Below are 1,291 nucleotides of genomic sequence, written 5' to 3' on the forward strand. Positions count from 1 at the left end.
TCTTGTCCGTCCGCACCGAGGGGATTTCCTTTTTCCTCTCTGTACCTACCCCTTCGGATGCGGGCATTTTTTCATAGTTTCAGTTTAGCCAGGTAAGGACAACAAGTCATGCAGCACATGCCGCAAAAAACATGGGTAGCAATCATTTCAGACCACGTTGACAGGTGGCGGCGGGCGACCGGCATGAGCCGCGAAGCTGTGGCGGAAATGATTATTTCCGAGTATCAGCGAATAAACAAAGCAAGATTGCCCGGCATTAAGGATTTCTCAAACGATAAAACACAAGACATTGACACAAACTTTGAAGCCCGGCGCGTCAATGCGGATCGAATTTTCCGATGGCTTGACGATAGGACCAAGGATTCAACGTTACTGCCTACCAATTTTATCCCTTCGATTTTATTAGCGATGCCTGACGATCACAGGATTAATTGCGTGAACGAATTGTTCATGCAGATCGGTTTTTGTGCGCAGGTATTGCAGCGTGAGGTTTTGGATAAAGAAAAAACAGCCTTGAATCATCTGCAATCGATCATGAAAGAGGGTAGTGAGGCTGAATTGGCTGTATCCCGGCTTGTTGCCGAAGAAACGCTCGATGATCTGGTGAAAGCCGAAAAAGAAATCGCTGAATCGGTTGAGAAGCTTGACCAGGCGCATAAATACGTGACGGCGAAAATCGCAGAAAAACTTTGGAAGCGGAAACAATCAAGTGATGGAGGAAAACATGATGAACAAGAACGAACATGACAAGGATTTTATACCGGTGATTTTCTGGATCGGATATCTGTTCATTGTGCTGGCTGTCCTTGAATGGATAACAAACTGAATGAACACGAATGCGGATTTGAAAACTGCGCATGCGGTTATATCCATGTGCTTGAAGCAGGTGCAGATTGGCCTGAAGAAGCGTGGACAGTATGTACCAAATGTAGCTGCAACGTAATCGACAGAAAAAAAGTTAACAGTCACTTAACTCCAGAAGGAAGTGATACCGCCGATCGATGCGCGTGAGCGTATATCAATCTTTAAGGTTGAGGTGGAATCGATCTATAGCGTTTGTTTCATTGTTGATCGGCTGCCTGTCGGTTCTTCTGGTATTGGGCTGGCAGGCAGTTTTAAGAGCGTAATAATTAATAGGGATTTAACAAGCATGGGCACTGGCGTTTTCACAAGCAAGCTATATGCAGGCACAAAACATCATATAGGTGTCAGTGCTCATGACTTGTTGGATTTTTTGAACAATTGGCATGCGGCAATTGATATACGCATGCATTTGTCCCGCGTGTCGCCA

The 1,291-nt window shown here is 45.3% G+C and carries 2 protein-coding genes; both read left to right on the forward strand.

Translation table 11 applies throughout. From position 1 onward, the window contains the following. Positions 1–108: 108 nt before the first annotated feature. The gene (locus BMX44_RS16375; protein ID WP_090635009.1) at positions 109–747 is read left to right on the forward strand and encodes a hypothetical protein; all 639 of its coding nucleotides are present in this window, start codon (positions 109–111) and stop codon (positions 745–747) included. A gap of 63 nt (positions 748–810) precedes the next feature. Beyond that, positions 811–1,011 carry a hypothetical protein gene (locus BMX44_RS17055; protein ID WP_177167807.1) on the forward strand — a complete coding sequence of 67 codons (201 nt, stop codon included), beginning with the start codon at positions 811–813 and terminating at the stop codon, positions 1,009–1,011. Positions 1,012–1,291: the final 280 nt, after the last annotated feature.

The organism is Nitrosomonas marina (assembly GCF_900110145.1).
Classification (GTDB): domain Bacteria; phylum Pseudomonadota; class Gammaproteobacteria; order Burkholderiales; family Nitrosomonadaceae; genus Nitrosomonas; species Nitrosomonas marina.